Source organism: Streptomyces sp. CLV115 (genome assembly GCF_038448545.1).
Classification (GTDB): Bacteria; Actinomycetota; Actinomycetes; order Streptomycetales; family Streptomycetaceae; genus Streptomyces; species Streptomyces sanglieri.
The window spans coordinates 20,369-37,471 of sequence record NZ_JBCEWQ010000081.1; the positions used below are offsets into that span (position 1 = coordinate 20,369).

The following is a 17,103-nucleotide window of genomic DNA, read 5'->3' on the forward strand; positions in this document are numbered from 1 at the left end:
ACGGCGGTGATGTCGTGCGTTTCTCTCCTCCGTGCTCTTCGGCAAGCCGCTCAAAACCTACGGCGTAGGTTTCGTTGTGCACGCTAAGTTCTACGGCGTAGATTTGGCAAGGGGGCTCGGCAAGAGGGCCCGGCAAGAGGAAGCACGAAGCAGCAGGAGGGGCAGGGAGGAGTGGGTGTGGCCAGACGTGCACGGGGCACCTCGGCGGGGCTCGACCGGGAGCGGATCGCGACCGCGGCCGTCGCGCTGGTGGATCGCGACGGCCTGGAGCGTTTCGGGGTACGGCGACTCGCCGACGAGCTCGGGGTCGATCCGATGTCGCTCTACCACCACGTCAAGGGCAAGGCCGCACTGCTGGACGTGATCTGCGAGGCCGTGCTCACCGAGGTGGTGGCGCCTGCCCCCGATGGCGCGCCGCGCGACTGGGAGGAGGTCGCCCGGCTGACGGCCCACTCCTACCGGGACATGGCGTACCGGCACCCTCGGGTGTTCCCGCTGCTCGCCACCCGTGCGCAGACCTCGCCGGTGGCCATTTCCGCCCTGGAGAGCCTGGTCGCGGCGACGCGTGCGGCCGGCCTGCCCGAGCGGGTGGCGGCGGACGCCCCGATGGTGCTGTTCGGCTTCCTCAACGGGCACTTGCTGGCCTGCACCGGCGGCGGCCCCGACGGGCCGGCTCCCGTGCCCGAGTTCGACTCCGGTACGCACCCGGGCATGGCCGCCCTCGCACCCCGGTGGGCCGACTTCGGATCAGTCGCGGAGTTCGACCGGATGCTCGACATCGTGCTCGCCGGGATCAGGGGTCAGGCGGCCCGCTCGTCCTGAGCGGGAGGCTTGTGCGCGGAGAACGTCAGCCGGTCGCCCACGCAGAGCGTGATGTCCACGTAGCCCAACGTCTGAAGGCGCACGAGGAGCGCGGCCGGCTCCACCGGGTTGTAGACGTCGCCCTTGTGGAACGCGTGCAGCGACTGGCTCGGCAGACTGTCGGCCCCGACGAGCACACCGCCCGGCCTGAGCACCCGGAGGATTTCCGCGAGGAGGGTGTTCTGGAGAGCCGTTGTCGGTACGTGGTGCAGCATCGTGAACGACGCCGCCGAGTCGAAGGAATCGTCCGCGAACTCCAGCGCGGTGCCGCTGCCCCGGTGGACTTCCACGTTCGTCCCGGAGAACCGGTCGGCCAGCAGCGACGCCGCCTCGGCCTCGATCTCCACGGCCACCAGGCGGTCGACCTTGGTCCGCAGCCATTCGGTCGCCGCTCCCGGACCGGGGCCGACCTCCAGCAGTTCCTTCCCGAGATCGGCACGCGCGACGGCCAGCGGCAGTACCTCGTCATGGAGATGGGCGGCCCACTCCGGGCTCGCGCACAGTTCAGCGTGGTCGGTGTTCATGACGACAACGCTAGAGAGGGCTGTCGCTGCCCAGAAGGACGTAACCTTCCAAACCATGTCGGGAAACGGACAGGGCGATGCGCTGGTCTCCATCGGGACGTTCCCCATGCCGCCGGGAACGCGGTTCACCCAGCACACCCACCCGACACATCAGCTGGCCTGGGCCTCCCACGGCACCCTGACGGTCGACGTGCATTCCCGGCGGTGGGTACTGCCCACCACACGCGCCCTGTGGATCCCGTCCGGAGTGCCGCACGAGGTCGTCTCCGCCGGTCACACCACAATGACCTCGCTCTATCTGCCGATGTCGCCGCCTGCCGACCCGGGGCAGTGGGACACGGTCCGGCCGACCCGGGTCACGCCGCTGCTGGCCGAGTTGATCGGCTACCTGGACGATCCGGAGCTCGACTCCGGGCGCCGGGCGCACGGTGAGACGGTGCTCCTCGATCTGCTCCGGCCGGTGACGGCCACCGCTCTTGAGGCCCCGCTCCCCACGGACCCACGCGCCCGTCAGGTCGCCGGGGAACTGCTCGACGATCCTGCCTGTGCGCTCGCGGTGGAAGCGTGGGGGCGCCGGGTCGGTACTTCCGGGCGCACGCTCGCCAGACTGTTCCTGGCCGACACCGGCATGTCCTTCGGCCGCTGGCGCACCCTCGTCCGCCTGCAGGCGGCACTGCCCGCCCTGGCCGCCGGCGAGCCGCTCCATCGGGTGTCGCGCGCAGTCGGCTACGAGACGGTCAGCGCGTTCGTCGCGGCATTCCGACGCGAGACCGGCACCACCCCGGGCGCGTACTTCGGCGCGCGCCGGTAGGGGGCCGTCCCGCCGAGGCACCGGTCCGCCGGCGTACCGGTGCCTCGGCGGCCCCAGTGCGCCGGCGTACCGGTGGCCCGGTCGCCGCGGCCGGTCATGGCGCCGGGGGCTCCCGTCGCCAGAAGCCGGGCAGCCACCAGCACAGCGCCGATCGGTCCTCCGGCCATGGCGCGCGGCCTTCCGCTCTCCAGTCCTCGAACGAGTCGAGCGCGGGGTCGATCGGGCGCCAGGCCGGGTCGAGCGGTTCGTCGGGCGCAGGAGGACGGACGAACCGCCGGCCGTGCCGGTCGCAGGCGCCGAAGTCCCGGTAGTTGTGCTGGGCCTCGATCAGGGAGATCTGGTTCGCCCCGCCGGGCATGGTGGGCCACCGGAACTGGATGGCGTCGTCCTCCCAGAAGCAGACGGGGCAGATCGAGTGCGAGCCGGGCATCTCGTCCAGAACGAGATGCCCGCAGCAAGGACACGGACAGCGGCGGCTCATCCGCGCAGTCTCGTCGGTGGAGCAGTACCGGGGCCAGGGATTTCCGGGCCGCGGAGGGATCGATGCGCGCCCGCCCGGATGCCGAACGCTCGGTGACGGTGGGTGACGTTCGCGGGGGTGCGTGCTCTGCGGGCGGTCACGCGAAAGCCCGGGGAGGTGAGGCGTGTCGACCATTAATCGCCAGGTCGTGGAGTTCTTGTGAGATCTGTCGAGAGCCGGCGGCGGTCGCGGTGGCCGGCGGCCTCTTCGCCTTTTCGTCGCTCTTCGTGTCCGTCGATCGGGGAGTCGTGGTGCTCGCCTGTCTGCACTAATCCGGCGCGCGCGGCGAATCCGGCGCCGCAAAGCTGTGGGCATACGCGCTCCCGTCGTCATCCCGGCGAAAGACGAAGAAGGTTTTTCCTGTGCGTCTGTACCGAATAGCGCTGTGGACCACCGTTCCCATAGCGCTTCCCCTCCTCGCGGCCCCCGCCGGAGTGACGGCGGCCCGGGCCGTTCGCGATACGACCCCGGAAGGGCCGCTCTCCGTATGGCGGCCCGAAGCGGCCGCGCGGCCGGCCGATGCGGCGTCCCCGTTTCCGGCGCTCGGGGCGGCGTCGGTGGCGCTGCCCCGGGTGGCGCCCCGGCCCGCCATCGTCCCGCGGGCGCAGTGGCGGGCCGACGAGACCAAGCGGGACACCCACGCGCACTACGCGGGAGGGGTCAGGGCGGTCTTCATCCATCACACCGACACCCCCAACGGCTACGACTGCGCCGACGTCCCCCGTACTCTGCGCAATCTGTACACGGGCCAGACGCGTGACCGGAGTTGGGGGGATCTCGGCTACAACTTCCTCGTCGACAAGTGCGGCACCATCTACGAAGGCCGCGCCGGCGGTGCCGACCGTCCGGTCGTCGGCTCCCACACCCTCGGGTTCAACCAGGGCACCACCGGGATCGCGGCCATCGGCACCTTCGGGCCGGGGACACCGGTACCCGCGGCGATGGAGCACGCGATCGCGGCCCTCGCGGCCTGGAAGCTCGGAATGGGCGGCGTCGATCCCGCGGGCAAGGTGCGGCTCACCTCCACCAACGGCAAGAGCCGTTACGCCAAGGGCACTTCGGCCGAGTTCGACGCCGTCTCCGGCCACCGCGACGGCTTCGCCACCAACTGCCCCGGCGAGGCGCTGTTCGCGCGGCTGCCCGCCATCCGGACCCTCGCGGCGAGCCTTCAGGGCAGGTTGTCCCCGCGCACACCGTCCGGCACCCGGTTGGCCGTGAGCCCGGGGAGTGCTCGTCGCGGCGGTGGGTGACGGGTCTGCGGTGGGTGACGGGGCGGCTGGGCCGGTCTCGGCCCTGGTTGCCGGGCAGGGTGATCGCCCGGGCCGAGTGCCCCGCCGAGTACCCAGCCGAGCAGGCCGGTTCCTCCGGACCGAAGTCGCCGCCCAGGGTGCCCCTCCACATGCAGGGCCGCGCCATGCGTTCCCGGTCCGGCCGGGGCGTGCGGCGAGGGCCCGGTGGGATGTTCACGCGTTCACGTGGTACCGGACTCCGTCAGTCCTCTTCCGGTCCTCCTCCCGGAGGCTGTTCCGCCGACGGGGCCGGATGGCATGATCGGCATCGCCCGGCCGCGCCCACGCGGCCTGCCACTGTCGATCAGGGGGAATCATGGAACGGCGCCCGGCCGCGAGATCCGGCTTCAACTGGTGGCTGCCCAGCGTGTACGCGGCGGCCGTCGTCCTCACCGGGGCCCTCGGCTCCGGCAGGGCGACGGGGATCGTCGCGGCGGTGGGCGGTGTGCTGCTCGGCCTCTACTACGGCTTCGGCAGCAGGCTCCGCGCCCGCGGCTGAGACCGCGCACGCTCCGTGCGTTCGTGAGCCCTGCGCCCGCGGGTCGTGCGCCCGTAGTGAGTGCGCCCGTGGGTCGAGCGCCCGTAGTGCGTACGCCCATGGCGTCGCACGCCCGGCATGGCCCAGCGGGCGCGATCACGGCTGAGTGACCCTCAACTCCCTTACACCAACGGGCTTCTTCGGGTCCTCCGACTCGACCGTCAGCCGTACCGACCGGGCCACCAGGCCCGCCCGGTACGGCTGCCAGTGCGTGCCGTCGGACGATGTCTCCAGGCGGTACGAGGACGGGCGCACGTCCGACCAGTCCGGCTCGGCCGATGTCACCGCGGCCGCACGTCCCAGGTCCACCGTCAGTGCGCCCGTCGCGCCGTCCGGGGACCAGGAGGTGGCCGGACTGCCGTCCACCGCCGCCGCCGCGTACAGGCCGGGGGACTCCGATGTCGCCGTCGCCGGGCGGCAGCGGGCCGCGTCGGTGGTCGCGGCGAGGTCCGGGCGGCGGGTGGGGAGCGTGAGCGTGCCGGTGAGCAGGCGGGGACCGGCGGGGGAGTGGACGGTGAAGGGGGCACCGGAGATCAGCCGGACCGTCGTCGTCCGGGGGCCGATCGCGAGGTCGTACGTACGGCCCCGGTGACGCAGGCCCGTCAGTGTGACGCCGCTGCCCAGCTGCGGCGGCAGCATCGGATCCAGAAGCACCCCGTCCTCCCGCAGCCGCAGTCCCGTCAGGCCGTGCGTGAAGACCTGGAGCAACCCGCCCTTCCCGGTGAGGAAGTCCTCGGCGGGGAAGCCCGAAAGCGGGTCCTGGGCGCCCGACTTCGCGCCCCGGGCCTCGCTGAACAAGGCGTACGGCCCGCGCGTGAACGGGCGTACGGCGCGCTGGAGATAGGTGTACGTCGCGCAGCCGGGCTCTCCGATCGTGGCCGCGTCGATCGCGTGGACCGAGTCGGTCATGGCCGGGCCGTCCGGGTCGGTGTGCGCCGCGTAGAAGTCGAGCGTGGCGGCGGCCGCGCCCGGCTCCATCGGCCACTCCAGCGGGTAGATCAGCAGCACCGTGTCGGCCTGCTTGATCGTCGAGCCGTTGTAGCCCGCGTACTGGAGGAAGAGTTTCCGCTTCGGGTCGTACGGGATGCGCAGGCCGTCCGCCACCCGCTTCCACTCGACCGGTGCGGTGTGTCCGAGCAGTTGCGCGGCGCGGGTGGCGTTGCGCAGGGCGGTGGCCGCGACCGCGTTGGTGAAGACCCCGTCGGTGACGCCGTTGCTGTACTCGTCGGGGCCCGCGACCTCCTTCACCGAGTAGCTGCCGTCGTCGTTGGCGGTGGCCCGCGAGGCCCAGAAGTCGGCGATCCCCTTCAGCAGCGGCCAGCCGTGCCCGGCCAGCCACTCGTGGTCCCCGGTCGCCAGGTAGTACTGCCAGACGGCCAGCGAGACATCGCCCTGGAGATGGTTCTGGGTGACGCAGTGCGGCGGGTTCCAGCTCTGGCACTCGGACCACAGATCGCCGCTGCTCGCGCTCGTCCACGGGTAGAACAGGCCCCGGAACCCCAGCTTCCGGGCGTTGGTGCGGGCGGCCTCGCGGGTGCGGTAGCGGTACTCGACGACCGGGCGGGCCAGCTCGGGACGGGTGGCCAGCAGCGCCGGGTACATCCAGGTCTCGGCGTCCCAGAACACCATGCCGGCGTAGTTGTCGCTGGTCAGACCGACCGGTGCGATGCTGTCGCGGGATCCGGTCCGGGTGGAGGCCAGCAGTCCGTACTGCGCCGCCCGCAGCCACTTCTGCAGTTCGGGACGGTCCGGTACGGCGATGTCGGCCGCCCAGGCCCGCCGCCAGGCCGCGTTGTTCGCCGCGAGGACCCGGGACCAGCCGCGCCCTGCCGCGCGCCGGGCGGCTTCGCGGGCGGTGGTGCGCGGGGCGGCGGAAGTGAGCGCGGTGTCGATGCCGACGTATTTCTCGAAGGTGTACGTGCGCCCGTCACGCACCCGGCGCGTGCTCCGTGGCGCGACCGGCGCCCCGGTCCCCGGCCCTCCGGTGCGCAACTCCTGGACGATCGCGCCCTCGGTCCCGGTGCCCCGGGTGCGGAACGTACCGTCGTCGGCGAGGGCGATCCGGCGTGCGCCCTTCGGGTCGAGCCGGCCGGTGACGGTCGCGGTGCCGTTCCAGTGCGGTGTCATGCGCAGCCGCACGGCGCCCGTGTGCACATCGGACCGGTCGGTGAGCACCTCGTACGTCAAGTCGGTCGCGTGGCCGTCGGCCGTGGTCCACCGCAGCGACGTACGCACCAGTCCACAGCGCAGGAAGAGCGTCTGGCGGTAGCGCGAGATCCGGCCCGCTGGCGTGCCGGCGCCGTAGGTCTCGGCGCCGACACGCACGTCGAGAGCGGTCCAGCTCGGCAGCGCGGCGATCACCTCCCGGCCACCGGCGAGGTCCTTCTCGCGCCCGAACAGGCCGGAGACGAACGCGCCGTCGTAGCGCGGGGTGAACAGCGGCCAGCCGGTCTTCTCGCCCGACGCCGCGTATCCGCCGCCCGCCGGGGGCACCCGGTGGCCCAGGTACCCGTTGCCGGTGTAGGCGTCGTAACCGGCCGCCTCGCCGTACCGGGTGGACGTCGGCGCCCAGGCGGGATCGGTGTCCCGGCCGCAGGCGGTCGTCGCGGAGGGAGGCGCCGCCGTCGCAGGAGGCGCCGCGTACGGGACGGGGGCCGTAGGGGCGAGCAGGGCGCCCGCGACCAGGGACGTGAGGGACGTGAGGAGAACGAGGCGCGAGAGGCTCACCGTACGAAGGTAGGGACGCGCGCGCCGCGCGGGGGTGCGCGGCGCGCGGGGTGAAGGGCTGACGGGGCGGCGGACGCCGGCGGACGCCGGTGGGCGCCTTCCCTCAGGCCGCGAGGCCGGTCTTGAGGCCCGCGCCGCACAGCGGGACGACGACACTCCGGTCCGTCCAGCCGCCGACCGCGGCCCAGCAGGCGACGCCCGTCGTCTCCACGTAGAACCCGCGCGCCGCCAGATCGAGCTGCGCGGCACGGATCTGATCCTCGGTCACCGTGAGGAAGGTGCCGCCCGACTCCCGGACCGCCGCCAGAATGGCGCGGGCGCGCGGCGGTCGCGGGATGGCGATGCCCTCGGCGAGGGTGGTGGCGGCGCCCGTCGGGCCGTCGGGCAACAGGTCCTCGGCGCCCGCGCGGAAGGCGGCGGCCAGCGGCGAGACGTTCTCGGCCTGCACGGCGATCAGCGCCGGGCGCCGGTCGATCAGCCCCCGGGCGTGGAGCTCGGCGGTGGCCAGGGCCGCACCGAGGAGCAGGGTGCCGTTGCCGACCGGTACGGCGACGGCGTCCGGGAGACGGCCGCCGAGGTCCTCCCACAGCTCGTACACGTATGTCTTCGTGCCGTGCAGGAAGTACGGGTTGAAGACGTGCGAGGCGTAGAAGGTGCCGGGGACGTCGGCGGCGGCGCGGGCGGCGGCCGCGGTGGCCTCGCGGTCGCCGGGGACGGTCTCCAGGTGCGCGCCGTGCGCCCGGATCTGCTCGGTCTTCTTCGGGGACGTGCCCTCGGGGACGTACACCGTGCAGGGGAGCGAGGCACGGGCGCAGTACGCGGCGACGGCCGTGCCCGCGTTGCCGCTGCTGTCCGCGACGACGCGCTCGGGCGACAGCCGGCGGGCCAGCTCGGCGAGCATCACGGCGCCGCGGTCCTTGAAGGAGAGCGTCGGCATCAGGAAGTCGAGCTTGGCCGAGACCGTGCCGGTGACCGGGACGAGCGGGGTGCGGCCCTCGCCGAGGGTGGTCGTGGGCGAGGAGAGCGGCAGCACCTCTTTGTAACGCCACAGTGAATTGACGCGACCGGTCAGGGAGTTGAGGCGGAGCGCGTCGGCCGCTTCGAATTCGAGGTCCCAGGGGCCCCGGCAGACCGGGCAGCACCAGGTGAGAGCGGTGGTGTCGGCGCGGGTGCCGTCCTGCGGGCAGATGTATGCGGGCATGCCCGTCAGCATGTCAGGCACGTGGCAGACCCGTGGCGAAGGTATTGCGGAGCCCATCGGACCCTTGTGTGATTCCCATGTATCGGTCAATCTTTCGCTGTCGGCAGGGAGCGGGTGGTGCGGAACTCGCGGCAGTGTCTTGTCATGCCCATGCTGTTCCGCTTCGATCCGTTCCGTCTCTACTCCGTGTGCAACCCCCCACCAGTGCACCGCAATCGAGGAGGCCCCCCACATGTCAGTGCTGCGTCGCACCCCCCACACGCGTCGAAGACTCGCCGCGGCGAGTGTCATAGCCGGTGCCGCCCTCGCGCTCTCCACCGCGGCGGTGCTCCCCGCCTCCGCGTCCGGGACCGCGGCGGAAGGCCGGATCGAGAACGCGGGCGCCCCGGGCACCATCGGCGGCAGCTACATCGTCACGCTGGAAGACTCGGCGGCCAGGGCCGGCTCCGCGCAGGGCAAGGCGCTCGCCAAGGAGTACGGCGCCAAGATCAAGAAGACCTACCGCGCCGCCCTCAACGGCTACTCGGTCGAGCTCTCCGCCGCGCAGGCCAAGAAGTTCGCCGCGGACCCGGCCGTCAAGTCCGTCGTGCAGAACCGGACCTTCAGGGTCACCGGCACCCAGCCCTCGCCGCCCTCCTGGGGACTCGACCGGATCGACCAGAAGTCCCTTCCGCTGAACCAGAGTTACACCTACCCCGACAACGGGGGCGAGGGTGTGACCGCGTACATCATCGACACCGGTGTGCGGATCACCCACAGCGACTTCGGCGGCCGGGCCTCCTACGGCTACGACGCCATCGACAACGACAACACCGCGGACGACGGCTACGGCCACGGCACGCACGTGGCGGGCACTGTCGCCGGTTCGGCGTACGGCGTCGCCAAGAAGGCGAAGATCGTCGCCGTCCGGGTCCTCGACGACAGCGGCTCCGGCACGACCGAGCAGGTCGTCGCGGGCATCGACTGGGTGACGGCGAACGCCGTCAAGCCCGCGGTGGCCAACATGAGCCTGGGCGGCGGGGCGGACTCGGTGCTCGACGCCGCCGTGCGCAAGTCCATCGCGTCCGGCATCACCTACGCCGTCGCTGCGGGCAACGAGTCCACCGACGCCTCCACGAAGTCCCCGGCGCGGGTCACCGAGGCCATCACGGTCGGCTCCACCACCAGCACCGACGCCCGCTCCAGCTTCTCCAACTACGGCAGCGTGCTGGACATCTTCGGCCCCGGCTCGTCGATCACCTCGGCGTGGAACACCGGTGACAGCGCCACCAACACCATCTCCGGCACGTCGATGGCGACCCCGCACGTAGCGGGTGCCGCGGCCCTCTACCTGGCCGAGCACCCGAGCGACAGCCCGGCACAGGTCTCCGCCGGACTGGTCGCCGCGGCCAGCACCGGAGTGGTGACCGGCCCGGGCACGGGCTCGCCGAACCGCCTGCTGAACGTCGGCGCCGGCACCACCACGCCGCCGGGCAAGAAGTTCGAGAGCACGACGGGCTACACCATCGCCGACAACGCCACCGTCGAGTCGCCGATCACCGTCAGCGGTGTCACCGGCAACGCTCCGGCCACGCTGAGCGTGTCCGTCGACATCGCGCACACCTACATCGGTGACCTGAAGATCGACCTGGTCGCGCCCGACGGTTCGGTCTACGGCCTGAAGGCCTCCGGGAGCGGCGGCAGCACCGACAACGTGAACACCACCTACACCGTGGACGCCTCGTCGGAGGTGGCCAACGGCACGTGGAAGCTGCGGGTCGCGGACAACGCGGCGGCGGACACCGGGAAGATCAACTCCTGGGGCCTGCAGTTCTGACGGACCGGCCGGCCGATGGGCCGGCGGGAACCGTACGTCCCTGACGCGCCGAACAATTGACGCGCCGGCAAGTGGGGCGGCTGCTTCGGCGGCCGCCCCATTCCGGTGTTCTCGTGCGAGCGCCTCCGTGTGCGGGTTCATGCAGGAGAAGACGGACGCGGTTGCGGTGAACCGGACGCGGGGAGGAGGCGTGAGAAGAGCTGAGAACCCTCTGGTGGCCGCTGGCCGGATATGCGTAAGGGCAGGCCGAATCATCACTTCGAGTGAATCTTTGGCCTGTGCTTGCGGTTCACAACCGACGGTTGTCAGGCTGTTGCAGACTGTCAACCTGTTGGGAGTGGCCTGTGACTTTCGGTGAGCAGCCCGCGTATTTGCGTGTTGCAAGCGATCTGCGAGAGAAGATCGTCAACGGTTCGCTGCCGCCGCATACGCGCCTGCCTTCGCAGGCCCGTATCCGCGAGGAGTACGGAGTCTCGGACACCGTCGCGCTGGAGGCGCGGAAGGTGCTGATGGCCGAGGGGCTGGTGGAGGGGCGTTCCGGTTCCGGCACCTATGTGCGCGAGCGCCCGGTCCCGCGCCGGATCGCCCGCTCCGGCTACCGGTCCGCGGCCGGCGCCAGTCCGTTCCGCCAGGAGCAGACGGCGGAGGGGGTGCACGGGACGTGGGAGTCCCGCAGCGAACAGGAGGGGGCGAGTGCCGAGATCGCCGAGCGCCTGGCCATCGAGCCGGGCGACCGGGTGATGCGGACGAGGTACACCTTCCGCGAGGCCGGTGAGCCGATGATGCTCTCCACCTCCTGGGAGCCGCTCGCCGTGACGGGGCGTACGCCGGTGATGCTGCCGGAGGAGGGCCCGTTGGGCGGGTGCGGGGTGGTCGAGCGGATGGCCGCGATCGACGTCGTCGTGGACAACGTGGCCGAGCAGGTCGGCGCGCGTCCGGGGCTGGCGGAGGAGCTCCTGGCGCTCGGCGGCGTGCCGGGGCACGTGGTGATGGTGATCGAGCGGACGTACTTCGCGTCGGGCCGCCCGGTCGAGACGGCGGACGTGGTGGTGCCCGCCGATCGCTACCGGGTCGCCTACCACCTTCCGGTCAGGTGAGCGGTGCGCGACGGGCGGCGCCCGGCGCGGTCCATCGGGCCGGACACCGGGCAGGTGTCCGGCCGGATCCCGTGACCGGGGAGTGATCGCCGGCCCTTCGGCCGCCATGTGATGTGACTGCCATGTGATTGTCATGTCCCGATCCTTCCTTTCCCCGGCCCGTGCGCGTGCCCGTGCGCGGTGCCGTGCGCGCGTCCGGGCGCCGGAAGGTGGAAGCGAGGCCCGGCCGGTGCACCGGGCGGGCCTCCGGCATTCGGCGCGGGCGGTGGCTCGGGACCGGCGGTGGCCCGGAGTGGCCGGTGGGCGCCAGGGGCGCAAAGAGGGGCGCATCCAGCCGGGTGCGCCCCCTCTTGTAGGCCGGATCCGTATCTCTTTGTGTAATTACGTATCCGTTGAGTAAAGGTCAGGCGTACGCTCGGGCATATGCGTACTGCGGTTTCCTGGGGATCTTTAGTGACGTGCACGCCGTTCGAGGGAGGGGCGCAATGCTCGGGAGGGACACGATGAGCGACAGCGGTGCCGTGCTCCCGTGGCTGGTGATAAGGCAGGACGACAACGGCAATCGCTATCGCGTCGGCAGATACGCCACGCAGGGCGAGGCGCAGAAGATCGCCGACAAGCTCGATGAGCACGGCCACAAGCAGCTCTACTGGGTGGAGCGCGTCGGGCAGAGCACCCGTCCGTAGCGCGAGCGCGAGCGCGAGGAGCGTGGCGGGGCGGTGATCGCGCTCCGGCGCGTGCCCGTGCCCGCGTTCACCGGCCGCCGGCCGCGCCAGTCGCTCGCCGTCCGCGTGCGCCGTCCGCCTTCGCTGCCTGTGTGCGCTGCCCGCGCCCACCGCCCGCGCCCACCGCCCGCGCCCACCGCCCGGCTAGGGTCGGTCCGACCGGGTTGCGGATGAACGAAGGCGGAGTGATGTCGGTCCTGATCGACACGGTGGCATGGGTGCGGGTGGAGAACGGCAGGATTCTCTGCGCGCGGCCGAGAGGGAAGGACGTCTTCTACATCCCCGGTGGCAAGCGGGAGGGCCGGGAGACCGACCTGCAGACCCTGCTGCGCGAGGTCGAGGAGGAGCTGGCCGTGGCCATCCTCCCCGCGACGGTGTCCCACATGGGTACGTACGAGGCGCAGGCGCACGGCCATCCGGGCGGCGTGGTCGTGCGCATGAGCTGTTACGCCGGCGAGTACCGGGGGACGCTGACCGTCAGCAGTGAGATCGAGGAGATGGCGTGGTTCTCCTACGCCGATCGGCCGCTCGTCCCACCGGTCGACCAACTGCTCTTCGACGACCTCAAGGCCTCGGGCACGCTGGCCTGAGCCGTCCGTGCCGCGCCGCCCCGTCCCGCCCCGCCGTCCGCCACCCCGCCCCGCCGTCCACGCCGGCGGTCCGAACAGGGCGGAAACCGTGCGGGAGTTGGCCGGTACGCGGCGGCGCCGGGGGTGGTCGACCGGGGCAGGCGCCAAGGCGGCAGCGCGTGAGCGCCGCGTCGTGCGCCCCTTCTACCCGGGCACATCTGTTCGTGCGCGCGGCCGTACACCCGTACGCCCCACGTGTCGATCCTGGCGATAGTTCAACCCAATTATCGGGTATGTGCTGAATAGCCCTTGTGAACAGGGTGTTCCCCGCTGCGGGTCTTGGGAAGTGATCGGCGTGATCGACAGTGAAGGCGACTGCGCCGAGTGGACCTTTCCGGCTGAGCCGGGCGCCGTGCGATCCGCGCGGCATGCGGTCCATGGGGCGTTGAGCGCCTGGGGGCTCGACGCCGCGGTCGGGGATGTGACAGTTCTGCTGGTCAGCGAGTTGGTCACCAACTCGATGCGCTATACATCGGGGCCCATCGGCGTGCGCCTGGTGCGCCCTCATCCCAACGGTGACGGCCCTTCCGCCCGTCCCGGACTGCTCGTGGAAGTCTCCGATCCGCTTCCGGATCCGCCCACCGAACGTATGGCGGGACCGGAGGACGAAGGGGGCAGGGGGCTGCAGCTGGTGGCGTGTTCCGCCCGCCGCTGGGGGACCCGGCGCGGAAAGACCGGCAAGACCGTGTGGTTCGAGCTGGCCCTGCCTGGTTAGGAGTGGGGTGGGACGGACCGCGATCACTTGGTCGGCCAGAAGCTGGCTGAAAGGGACTGAGACCGTGCTGTGATCGTGAACGCCGTGTCGGTTGGGGCCGGAGTGCTGAATACTGCGGGCATGACCGGTCCGGTGTGTGAGCTGGAGGGGACGGTCGCGTGAGCGAAATACCTGGGACAGCGGGCGACATCGTGTGGCAGAGCAGCCCGCCTGGCTCGATCTACGACTACATCAGGGTCGCCTCGTTCTCGATCGGCCCCGATGGCCTGATCGAGCAGTGGAGCCGCCGGGCCGCCGGCCTCTTCGGCATTGCCGCGGACAAAGCGGTGGGCATGGACCCGGTCGAGGCATTCATGCCCGCCGAACTGCGCACGGACGGCCGTCGCACGGTCGGCGAGATCCTCGACGGCCGGGAGTGGACGGGCCTCGTCCCCTTCCGGATACCCGGCGAGGGGGCGGTGCGGGGACTCGCCGAGATCTATGTGATGCCGAGCGAGACGGCCAGGGGGGAACGGGCCGCGCTCTGCATCGTCGTGGACGTCCGGGCACTGCGTCACATCGAGACGGACCTTGCCGCGTCGCAGGCAATATTTGGCCAATCTCCCTTCGGCTTCGTGCTGTTCGGTACCGACCTCGCGGTGATCCGCGCAAACCAGCGCTTCGCCACCGTCTTCGGCGGCCGGGCCGAGGACCACCGCGGCCGCACCGTCGAGGACTATCTCTCCGGCCCCGAGGCCGACCGGCTCACCGCCACCATCGAACGCGTACTGGCGACCGGAACGTCCGTCACCGATCTCCGGCTCGTCGGCACCGCACCCGGCGAACCCGGCAGCCGCCACTGGTCCATGAACCTCTACCGCGTGCACAGCGGATCCGGTCGCCCCATCGGCGTCGCCGGACTGGCCACCGACGTCACCCGCAGGCACATCGCCGCCCGCGAGGCCGCCAGCGCCCGCCGCAACCTCGCGCTGCTCAACGAGGCCGGCGCCCGGATCGGCAACTCCCTGGACCTGGAGACCACCGCCCGCGAACTCCTCGACGTCGCCGTGCCCGGCTTCTGCGACCTCGCCTCCGTCGACCTCTACCAGGGGCTGCTCACCGGCGACGACGCGCCGCCCGGCAGCTGGGACTCGCTCCGCCAGGAATCCGTCGGCGGTTCCGCCGAACTGCGCCGCGTCGCGCTGGCCAGCGCGGTGGCGGACGTCCTGCCCGACACCGCCGCGGAGACCGGTTCGCCCGAGCTCGGCTCCGTACACCGCTTCTCGTTCAACTCGCCGTGCGCCGTCGCGCTGCGCACCGGCCACGTCGAGGACGTGCCCGGCGACGACCGGGGCTTCGTGCAGTCCACGCTCGCCGTGCCGATGGTCGCCCACGACACGGTGGTCGGTCTCGTGCAGTTCTCCCGCACCAAGGGCAGCGAACCCTTCGGCGAGCGGGACCGGGCCCTGGCCACCGAACTCGCCGCCCGCGCCGCGGTCTGCATCGACAACGCCCGCCTCTACCGGCGCGAGCACGAACGCGCGCTGATCCTCCAGCGCAGCCTGCTGCCGCCCGGCGACCCGGTGGCCGCCGGCCTCGACATCGCCTGCCGCTACCTCCCCGGCAACACGGCCACCGAGGTGGGCGGCGACTGGTTCGACGTGATCGAACTCCCCGGCCACCGCACCGCTCTCGTCGTCGGCGACGTCATGGGCCGCGGGCTGCGGGCCGCCGTCGCCATGGGCGAACTGCGCACTGCCGTAAGGACCCTGGCCCTGCTGGACCTGGAACCCGCCGAGGTGCTCTCCGCGCTCGACGAGGTCGCCCGCGGACTCGGCACCCCCGGCGGCTCCAACGCCTCCGGCGGCGGCGCCCAGTGGCCCTCCCGGGCCGCCCACAAGTCCCGGGAGGCGGACCTCTCCGAGGTCTACCTGGCGACCTGCGTGTACGCGGTCTACGACCCGGTCACCCGGCGCTGCACCTTCGCCAACGCGGGCCACCTCCCACCCGCCGTCGTCGAACCGGGCGAGGCAGCCCTGCTGCTCGACGTGCCGCCCGGCATGCCGCTCGGCGTCGGCGGCGAACCCTTCGAGGAGGTCGAGGTCGAGCTGAAGGAGGGCTCCCTGCTCGCCCTCTACACGGACGGTCTCGTCGAGTCGCGCGACCACCCGCTCGACGAAGGGCTCCGGGCCCTGCGCGCGGCGCTCGTCGAACCGGAACGGCCGATCGAGGACGTCTGCGACCACGTACTGACCACCCTCGACACCGGACACGGCGAGGACGACATCGCCCTGCTGGTGGCCCGTATCCAGGGACTGCCGGCCGGTGCGGTCGGCGACTGGGTGCTGCCCCGCGAACCCCGCTCCGTGGGCCGCGCCCGCGAACTGGCCCGCGGCCGGCTGCTCGCCTGGGGCCTGGACGATCTGGTGGACACCACCGAACTGCTGGTCAGCGAACTGGTCACCAACGCCCTGCGGTACGGGGAGGGCGAGATCAGGCTCAGGCTGCTGCGCGACCGCACCCTCGTCTGCGAGGTGTGGGACGCCGGGCTCGTCCAGCCCCGGCGACGGCGGGCCCGCGACACCGACGAGGGCGGGCGCGGGCTCCAGCTGGTCGGGCTGCTGAGCGTGGCCTGGGGATCGAGGAGGACGCCGCGCGGCAAGACGGTCTGGTTCGAACTGGCCCTGCCCGACGGCGAGCCGGCCGCCGAGCTCTCGGTCGACCAGCTGCTGAGCATGTACTGACCGGCCCGCACCGGACCCGGCGACGACAGGGGTCAGGCCGACTTCAGCGCGGCCAGCCGGGCCTCGACCTCGGCGCTGTCGCCCAGGCTGTCCAGCTGCTCGAACTGGGCGTCCAGGGACGAAGCGGCCAGCTCCTGCTTGCCCAGCGCCTTCGCCTCCTCGCGCCGCACCTTGTCCTCGAACCGGCTGAGCTCACTGGTCGGGTCGAGCACGTCGATGCTCTTCACGGAGTCCATCATCCGGTTCTGCGCCTCGGCGGACTTGGCGCGGGCCACCAGCTCGTCCCGCTTGGCCTTCAGCTCCGACAGCTTGGTCTTCATCTGGTCCAGGCCCGACTTCAGCCGGTCCACCACCTCGGTCTGTGCGGCGATGGTCGGCTCCGCCGCCCTCGCCTCGTTCTCCGAACGCAGCTGACGGCCCAGCGCCACCTTGGCCAGGTTGTCGAACTTGTCCGCCTCCGCCGCCGACCCGGCCGCCCGCAGCTCGTCGGCCTTGCGGCTCGCGGCGAGCGCCTTGCCGCCCCACTCCTTCGCCGCGTCCACGTCCTCCCGGTGGTCCTGCTCCATCAGCCGCAGATTGCCGATGGTCGTGGCGACCGCCTGCTCGGCCTCCGAGATGTTGGCCGTGTACTCGCGGATCAGCTGGTCCAGCATCTTCTGCGGATCCTCGGCCTGGTCGAGCAGCGCGTTGATGTTGGCCTTCGCCAGCTGGGTGACGCGGCCGAGAATGGTCTGTTTGGTCATGGACCTCTCCTTGTGCGAGTGCGGTTCTCCGGGTGAATCCCTGCTGATGAAGCCGTGAGTGAAGCTGCGAGCGAGGTCTTGTGCCGCCGCCCCCGCGGCCGGCTCAGAAACGGCCGCCGCCCCCGCGCCGGCCGCGGGTCTCCCCGCCGCCGAAGCTGCCCGGCCCGGCGGTCCCTCCGTGCCC

General features: G+C 71.8%; 15 protein-coding genes. 10 read left to right on the forward strand and 5 right to left on the reverse strand.

Features of this window, described 5'->3' with window-relative positions; all coding sequences use genetic code 11:
* The first annotated feature begins 177 nt into the window (after positions 1 to 177).
* The gene (locus AADR41_RS25445) at positions 178 to 822 is read left to right on the forward strand and encodes a TetR/AcrR family transcriptional regulator (protein WP_342283720.1); all 645 of its coding nucleotides are present in this window, start codon (positions 178 to 180) and stop codon (positions 820 to 822) included.
* Here the strand turns inward: AADR41_RS25445 and AADR41_RS25450 are convergent.
* Complete coding sequence (locus AADR41_RS25450) at positions 801 to 1,385, reverse strand: class I SAM-dependent methyltransferase (RefSeq protein ID WP_342283721.1); 585 nt, start codon at positions 1,383 to 1,385, stop codon at positions 801 to 803. The genes AADR41_RS25445 and AADR41_RS25450 overlap by 22 nt on opposite strands.
* Before the next feature lie 55 nt (positions 1,386 to 1,440).
* Here AADR41_RS25450 and AADR41_RS25455 point away from each other — a divergent pair, with 55 nt between their 5' ends.
* Positions 1,441 to 2,196, forward strand: coding sequence for an AraC family transcriptional regulator (locus AADR41_RS25455; RefSeq protein ID WP_342283722.1), 756 nt, complete (start codon positions 1,441 to 1,443; stop codon positions 2,194 to 2,196).
* Between the two features lie 94 nt (positions 2,197 to 2,290).
* Here the strand turns inward: AADR41_RS25455 and AADR41_RS25460 are convergent, their stop codons facing one another.
* Positions 2,291 to 2,677, reverse strand: a complete 387-nt coding sequence (locus AADR41_RS25460) for a CPCC family cysteine-rich protein (protein ID WP_342283723.1) — start codon at positions 2,675 to 2,677, stop codon at positions 2,291 to 2,293.
* A gap of 401 nt (positions 2,678 to 3,078) precedes the next feature.
* Here AADR41_RS25460 and AADR41_RS25465 point away from each other — a divergent pair, with 401 nt between their 5' ends.
* Both AADR41_RS25465 and AADR41_RS25470 read left to right on the forward strand, forming a co-directional pair.
* Positions 3,079 to 3,966, forward strand: a complete 888-nt coding sequence (locus AADR41_RS25465; protein ID WP_342283724.1) for a peptidoglycan recognition protein family protein — start codon at positions 3,079 to 3,081, stop codon at positions 3,964 to 3,966.
* A gap of 355 nt (positions 3,967 to 4,321) precedes the next feature.
* A complete protein-coding gene (locus tag AADR41_RS25470) occupies positions 4,322 to 4,504 on the forward strand; it encodes a hypothetical protein (RefSeq protein WP_266688849.1) in 183 nt (60 codons plus the stop codon).
* A 135-nt stretch (positions 4,505 to 4,639) separates the two neighbouring features.
* Here AADR41_RS25470 and AADR41_RS25475 read toward each other — a convergent pair whose 3' ends face one another.
* Both AADR41_RS25475 and AADR41_RS25480 read right to left on the reverse strand, forming a co-directional pair.
* On the reverse strand, positions 4,640 to 7,270 hold the full coding sequence (locus AADR41_RS25475; RefSeq protein ID WP_342283725.1) for a discoidin domain-containing protein: 2,631 nt from the start codon (positions 7,268 to 7,270) through the stop codon (positions 4,640 to 4,642).
* A 103-nt stretch (positions 7,271 to 7,373) separates the two neighbouring features.
* Entirely contained in the window at positions 7,374 to 8,471 is a 1,098-nt protein-coding gene (locus AADR41_RS25480) for a threonine synthase (protein ID WP_342283726.1), read from the reverse strand.
* A 232-nt stretch (positions 8,472 to 8,703) separates the two neighbouring features.
* Here AADR41_RS25480 and AADR41_RS25485 point away from each other — a divergent pair, with 232 nt between their 5' ends.
* The 6 genes from AADR41_RS25485 to AADR41_RS25510 all read left to right on the forward strand — a co-directional run bounded on the left by AADR41_RS25485 (position 8,704) and on the right by AADR41_RS25510 (position 16,176).
* Entirely contained in the window at positions 8,704 to 10,287 is a 1,584-nt protein-coding gene (locus AADR41_RS25485) for a S8 family peptidase (RefSeq protein WP_342283727.1), read from the forward strand.
* A 344-nt stretch (positions 10,288 to 10,631) separates the two neighbouring features.
* On the forward strand, positions 10,632 to 11,384 hold the full coding sequence (locus tag AADR41_RS25490; protein WP_342283728.1) for a GntR family transcriptional regulator: 753 nt from the start codon (positions 10,632 to 10,634) through the stop codon (positions 11,382 to 11,384).
* 485 nt (positions 11,385 to 11,869) lie between these two features.
* The gene (locus AADR41_RS25495; RefSeq protein WP_259933541.1) at positions 11,870 to 12,070 is read left to right on the forward strand and encodes an SPOR domain-containing protein; all 201 of its coding nucleotides are present in this window, start codon (positions 11,870 to 11,872) and stop codon (positions 12,068 to 12,070) included.
* Positions 12,071 to 12,297: 227 nt separating this feature from the next.
* On the forward strand, positions 12,298 to 12,699 hold the full coding sequence (locus AADR41_RS25500; RefSeq protein ID WP_342283729.1) for an NUDIX hydrolase: 402 nt from the start codon (positions 12,298 to 12,300) through the stop codon (positions 12,697 to 12,699).
* Between the two features lie 325 nt (positions 12,700 to 13,024).
* Positions 13,025 to 13,453, forward strand: coding sequence for an ATP-binding protein (locus AADR41_RS25505; protein WP_342283731.1), 429 nt, complete (start codon positions 13,025 to 13,027; stop codon positions 13,451 to 13,453).
* Between the two features lie 191 nt (positions 13,454 to 13,644).
* Complete coding sequence (locus AADR41_RS25510) at positions 13,645 to 16,176, forward strand: SpoIIE family protein phosphatase (protein ID WP_342283736.1); 2,532 nt, start codon at positions 13,645 to 13,647, stop codon at positions 16,174 to 16,176.
* Positions 16,177 to 16,208: 32 nt separating this feature from the next.
* Here the strand turns inward: AADR41_RS25510 and AADR41_RS25515 are convergent, their stop codons facing one another.
* On the reverse strand, positions 16,209 to 16,919 hold the full coding sequence (locus tag AADR41_RS25515; RefSeq protein ID WP_342283732.1) for a PspA/IM30 family protein: 711 nt from the start codon (positions 16,917 to 16,919) through the stop codon (positions 16,209 to 16,211).
* Between the last annotated feature and the right edge of the window lie 184 nt (positions 16,920 to 17,103).